4 protein-coding genes and 1 rRNA gene are annotated in these 5,723 nt (G+C 43.6%); 4 read left to right on the top strand and 1 reads right to left on the bottom strand.

The window, feature by feature from the left end:
- Positions 1 to 246 precede the first annotated feature (246 nt).
- Positions 247 to 361: ribosomal RNA gene (gene rrf, locus A3762_RS05440) — 5S ribosomal RNA — on the top strand.
- Positions 362 to 878: 517 nt separating this feature from the next.
- A complete protein-coding gene (locus tag A3762_RS05435; protein ID WP_068479346.1) occupies positions 879 to 1,073 on the top strand; it encodes a DUF3185 family protein in 195 nt (64 codons plus the stop codon).
- On the opposite strand, the gene A3762_RS05430 is transcribed toward A3762_RS05435, so the two are convergent.
- Entirely contained in the window at positions 1,074 to 1,562 is a 489-nt protein-coding gene (locus A3762_RS05430) for an RDD family protein (protein WP_068479348.1), read from the bottom strand.
- 205 nt (positions 1,563 to 1,767) lie between these two features.
- On the opposite strand from A3762_RS05430, the gene alaS reads away from it, so the two are divergent.
- On the top strand, positions 1,768 to 4,365 hold the full coding sequence (alaS, locus tag A3762_RS05425) for an alanine--tRNA ligase (protein ID WP_068754439.1): 2,598 nt from the start codon (positions 1,768 to 1,770) through the stop codon (positions 4,363 to 4,365).
- A gap of 54 nt (positions 4,366 to 4,419) precedes the next feature.
- A complete protein-coding gene (locus A3762_RS05420) occupies positions 4,420 to 5,643 on the top strand; it encodes an aspartate kinase (protein ID WP_068754437.1) in 1,224 nt (407 codons plus the stop codon).
- The last annotated feature ends 80 nt before the right edge of the window (positions 5,644 to 5,723 follow it).

The following is a 5,723-nucleotide window of genomic DNA, read 5'->3' as shown; positions in this document are numbered from 1 at the left end:
GTTGATAGGCAGGGTGTGTAAGCGTTGTGAGGCGTTGAGCTAACCTGTACTAATTGCCCGTGAGGCTTGACTATATAACGCCAAAGCGTCTTCGAAAGAAGGCTGGGTGTATAGGCAACCAATCGAACAATCGACGAATAATGAAGATATGAATCATAAGCGACTACTATTGCTTCCAAATGTTAAAGACAACAGCAGAATTAAGTGTTGGTGTAACGACAGTAAGTTACTTCAACCAGAGTTTTGCCTGACGACCATAGAGAACTGGAACCACCTGATCCCATCCCGAACTCAGAAGTGAAACGGTTCATCGCCGATGGTAGTGTGGGAGGTCCCATGTGAGAGTAGGTCATCGTCAGGCTTCTAATATGAGAGAGGGCTATCTGGTTGGATAGCCCTTTTTTTATGTATGGAATTTATAGACAGAGCATTTACATGGGTACCATGTGGAGTAAGGCAAAGACTGCTGTAGGCAATTCTAAGTATACCCCGTAAGCATACAACGAGCTAAGCCTGTGAGCAAAGGTCCGTCGCGACCGGCTTTAATCTTCTAATGCAAAACTGCTGTGGAATCTCGTCCTTTTTATAAATCGCAAGATCATCCTCTCAAACCGCACCTGTTACTTTAATTATTAATCCCTGTTCAAGCTAAGAACGTTTTGGGCAAGTTTGGTTTTAACCGTGAAAGCACTAACACAGTTTTGGGTATGCTTTTTAATGTGTGTGGTAAGAGCTTGTGGTCTATCCATCAATTCTGTATGCGATAACAGTATTTGTGATGTGCTTATTATCGGTCCACGACTGAGTGCTGATCACAAATTAGACAAAATGCATTATGTTTACTTAAATGGCCACACTACTTAAAGCGAGGTGAGTTTATGGGCTCTCAAAAAATTGTGGGTATCGTTTTGATTGTGGTTGGTGTTGCAGTTGTTCTATGGGGGTATAACGTTAGTTCTTCTCTATCTGGCCAAGTGGGGCAGGCGTTGACGGGTTCGTCATCTACAAAGGCAATTGTCGCTTTTGTTGTTGGTCTTGTTTGTATTGTTCTTGGCATTAAAAAAGTAAAGTAACTATTTTTTCGCTCTTTTGGGGATCCTTACGATCTGAGTGTTTGAGATATAACACTGAAGTGTCCGATTGTTTTTATCGATTAAGAGCCATAAATAGCCAAGTCCGAATATAGATGTCGATATAAATGCTCCGATAAATCTGCGGAGTGCTTGTACCCATGTGATGCGTTTTGCATCGTGAGTCTGGACACGAAGATGCCAAACTTGCATACCAAGTGTTTGTCCGGTTTTGGTCCAGAAATATCCGTAGAATAAAAACAATGTGGCGAACAATATTACTGTTAGAATTGGGTCGCCAATTGTACTGCCGCTTTCATTCATTGCCTTGTACGTTTCAGCTCCAATGACTTTTTTGGAAATCATCATGTAGACACCAGTGGTGACCATTAAAAGAGCAATATTTAGGAGAAAATCATAAAACATCGCAGCTAGCCGTCGAGGTAAGCCCGCAGTGTTCATTTCTTCTACGTTTTCGTAAAACTCGCGCATATTTTTTCCAAATCATTAATCGTTGCGAATACTAGCGCATATAAGATCCCAAGTTTAGAAAATATTACAAACTAAAGATTGGAAAGTGCTTGAGTTCGCCCCTAAATGCGTTCCGGTCAATGTAAATTATGTTACAGTACGCTGCTTTGCTGCTGATGCAGCTCATTGAATTCTATAACTAAAACTTCCTGGTGAGTCCTTAAAGATGAAGACGGCAGAAATCCGCGAGAAATTTCTAGATTACTTTGCTCGAAACGAGCATCAGCGAGTGGCAAGTAGTTCACTCGTTCCGGCCGATGACCCGACCTTGCTATTCACTAATGCGGGTATGAATCAATTTAAGGATACGTTTCTAGGTACTGAAAAACGTGCCTATAGCCGAGCGACCACATCTCAAAAATGCGTTCGCGCAGGTGGTAAACATAACGATCTTGAAAACGTTGGTTATACGGCTCGCCATCATACGTTTTTTGAAATGTTGGGGAACTTTAGTTTTGGTGATTACTTTAAAACAGAGGCGATTGAGTTTGCTTGGACATTTCTGACCAAGGAACTTGGGATTCCAGAAGAAAAGCTTTGGGTGACGGTCTATAAGGACGATAAAGAGGCTGAAGAAATTTGGTTTAATCATATTGGTATCAATCAAGATCGCTTTTCTCGTTTAGGAGAAAAAGACAACTTCTGGTCGATGGGTGATACCGGGCCATGCGGACCTTGTACCGAGATTTTTTACGATCATGGTGAAGCTGTTGCAGGTGATCCTCCTGGTGGACCAAATGATGACGGTGATCGTTACATTGAGGTTTGGAATCTGGTATTTATGCAGTTTAACCGCACTGCCGACGGGAAAATGAATCCATTACCAAAACCTTCAGTTGATACAGGGATGGGGTTGGAGCGTATCGCTGCCGTTATGCAAAGTGTGCATAGCAACTACGAGATCGATCTATTCCAAGATTTGTTATCTGATGCGTCTAATCTTTTGAATGGTGTGTCCACTGAAGAAAAATCTTTGCGTGTTATTGCTGATCATATTCGCTCAGCCGCGTTTTTGATTGCGGACGGTGTGATGCCGTCTAATGAAAGTCGTGGATATACATTGCGTCGTATTATTCGCCGCGCTATTCGCCACGGTAATAAACTTGGCGCGGAAGGGGTATTTTTCTACAAGTTAGTTTCTAGTCTTGTTCATATAATGGGAGACGCCTACCCAGAGTTGAGGACGGGGCAGGTTCAAATCGAGAAAATTTTGCTTCAAGAAGAGCAGCAGTTCGCTAAGACACTGGATAAAGGTATGCGGCTTTTAGAAGCTGATATTGATCAGCTTGAAGGCAAGGTTATTTCCGGAAAAACAGTATTTACGCTTTATGATACTTACGGTTTTCCCGTTGACTTAACTAACGATATTGCGAGAGAGCGCGGATTGACGCTTGATTACCATGGATTTGATGTGGCCATGGAAGCGCAACGCGAAAGAGCTCGATCCGCTAGCAAGTTCGACGTTGATTATAATGATACCTTCTCTATCGAAGGCGAAACGAGTTTTGTTGGCTATGAGTCCCTAGAAGGCCAAAGTAATATCGTCGCCACGCTTATTGATGGTCAGGAAGCTTCTTTAGCGCAAGGACAAGCTGGGGCTATCGTACTTGATGTAACGCCTTTTTATGCTGAGTCTGGTGGTCAGGCCGGAGATACGGGTGTAATTCGCTCAGGTGATTCGGTTTTCGAAGTAAAAGATACTCAAAAGCAAGGCAATCAATTTGTTCATCTTGGTGTTGTAGCTAACGGCAATTTTGCTAAAGACGATTCTGTAGAGTGTGAAGTTGCCCAGTCAGAGCGAGAAGCAACTGCTTTGAACCATTCTGCAACACACCTTTTGCATGCTGCTTTGCGCAAGGTTTTAGGTGAACACGTGGTCCAGAAAGGGTCATTGGTAAATAGTGAGCGTTTGCGTTTCGACTTTGCGCATTATGAAGGGGTGACTAAAGAGCAAGTTAGCGAATTGGAATCGATTGTTAATTCCGAGATTCGCGCTAATACAGCCGTAACAACTACGTTGACCAATATGGATTCGGCTCGCGAGATGGGTGCAATGGCATTGTTTGGTGAAAAGTACGGTGATGAAGTGCGCGTACTTTCTATGGGACGCAATTCTTTTTCTGTTGAACTTTGTGGCGGTACACACGTGCAACGAACAGGAGATATCGGTCAACTTGTAATCGTTTCTGAAGGTGGCATTTCTTCTGGTGTACGTCGAATCGAAGCGCTCACAGGTGATGCGGCCGAACGTTATGTTCGTGAAAACTTAGAGCAACTTTCTGAGTTAGCGGCGGCTTTGAAATGTAATAAAGATGTCGTCCTAGACAAAGCGTTGGGTCAGTTTGAAAAGCTTAAATCTGCAGAAAAAGAGCTTGAAAAATTAAAGGCGAAACTAGCTGCTGATGCGGGTAGTGAGTTGGCTGGTAATGCAAAAGATGTGTCGGGTATTAAAGTTTTGGCGCAAAACGCTGAGGGCATGGATCGTAAAGCGTTAATGGATGCCGTTGATAAATTGAAGAATGAGCTTGGTGAAGCGGTCGTGTTATTAGCTGCTAAGGAAGGCGATAAGATTGTTTTGATTGCGGGTGTAACTAAGTCGATTTCAAAGAAATTTTCAGCTGGCGAATTGATGAAAGAAGTTTCCCAGATCGTTGATGGTAAAGGTGGCGGTCGTCCTGATATGGCGCAAGGTGGTGGCACCAATTTGGCTAGGCTAGATGAAGCTTTAGCTAGGGTTCAAGTTTGGGTTGAAAGTAAGTTATAATCCCGCGCTTTTTGCATATACGTAGTGCGTTGGTAGTGGTACAGGAATAAAGAAATGGCGTTGTTGGTTCAGAAGTTTGGCGGCACATCTGTTGGTACGGTTGAGCGTATCGAAGCTGTTGCGGATAAAATTAAAGGCTTTCGCGATAAGGGAGATGACATCGTCGTAGTTGTTTCTGCAATGAGTGGAGAAACAAATCGATTGATCGGTCTTGCCAACGACATTACCGACGAGCCTACGCCTAGAGAAATGGATGTGTTGGTGTCAACGGGTGAGCAGGTAACGATTGCCTTGTTGAGTATGGCACTGAACAAAAGGGGCTGTCCTGCTAGATCATATACAGGCGGGCAGGTTCGAATTACAACCGACGATACGCATACGAAGGCGCGTATTCTGGATATCGACGAAGATAAGATGCGCTCTGATATTGAGCAAGGGCGCGTTATCGTTGTAGCTGGATTCCAAGGGGTTGATGAAAAGGGCAATATCACGACGCTTGGTCGTGGTGGCTCAGATACAACTGCTGTTGCTTTGGCGGCTGCTCTCAAAGCTGATGAATGTCAAATCTATACGGATGTCGACGGTGTATACACAACAGACCCTCGTGTAGTTGAGTCAGCGCAACGTCTGGAGCAGATTACTTTTGAAGAGATGATCGAGATGGCTAGTCTCGGTTCTAAAGTTTTGCAGATTCGTTCTGTCGAGTTTGCGGGTAAATATAGTGTGCCTTTGCGCGTTCTATCCAGTTTTAAGGAAGGGCCGGGTACCTTAATTTCTATAGATAATGAGGGTGGTATGGAGCAGCCGTTAGTTTCTGGTATTGCTTTTAATCGTGATGAAGCGAAATTAACGCTTGTTGGTGTTCCTGATATTCCGGGTATCGCTAGCAAGATTTTAAAGCCTGTCAGTGATCAGAATATTGAACTCGACATGATTGTTCAAAACGTTGGTGTCGATAACTGCACGGACTTTACTTTTACGGTCCACCGTAATGACTACAAAAAAGCATTGGCAATTTTAGAGCAGGTTTGTGCTGATCTAGGTGCTAAGCAGGTCGTTGGCGATGACACAATCGCGAAAGTCTCTATCGTTGGTGTTGGTATGCGATCGCATGCAGGTGTTGCTACCACCATGTTCGACGCGCTCTCTCAGGAAGGCATTAATATTCAGATGATCTCTACGTCTGAAATTAAAATCTCAGTCGTGATTGATGAGAAGTACATGGAATTAGCTGTGCGCACATTGCATACAGCGTTTGATTTGGATAAGAGTGAGTAATTACAGTTCTCGCTTATAATCCGCTTAATACAAGCTTGCCGGTAATGATTAGATGTCCATAAAGAAAAGTTCTAAGATGT

This window comes from Oleiphilus sp. HI0125, from assembly GCF_001635355.1.
The sequence above is the reverse complement of the archived record's forward strand: the minus strand, read 5'-3'. Positions and strand labels throughout refer to the sequence as shown.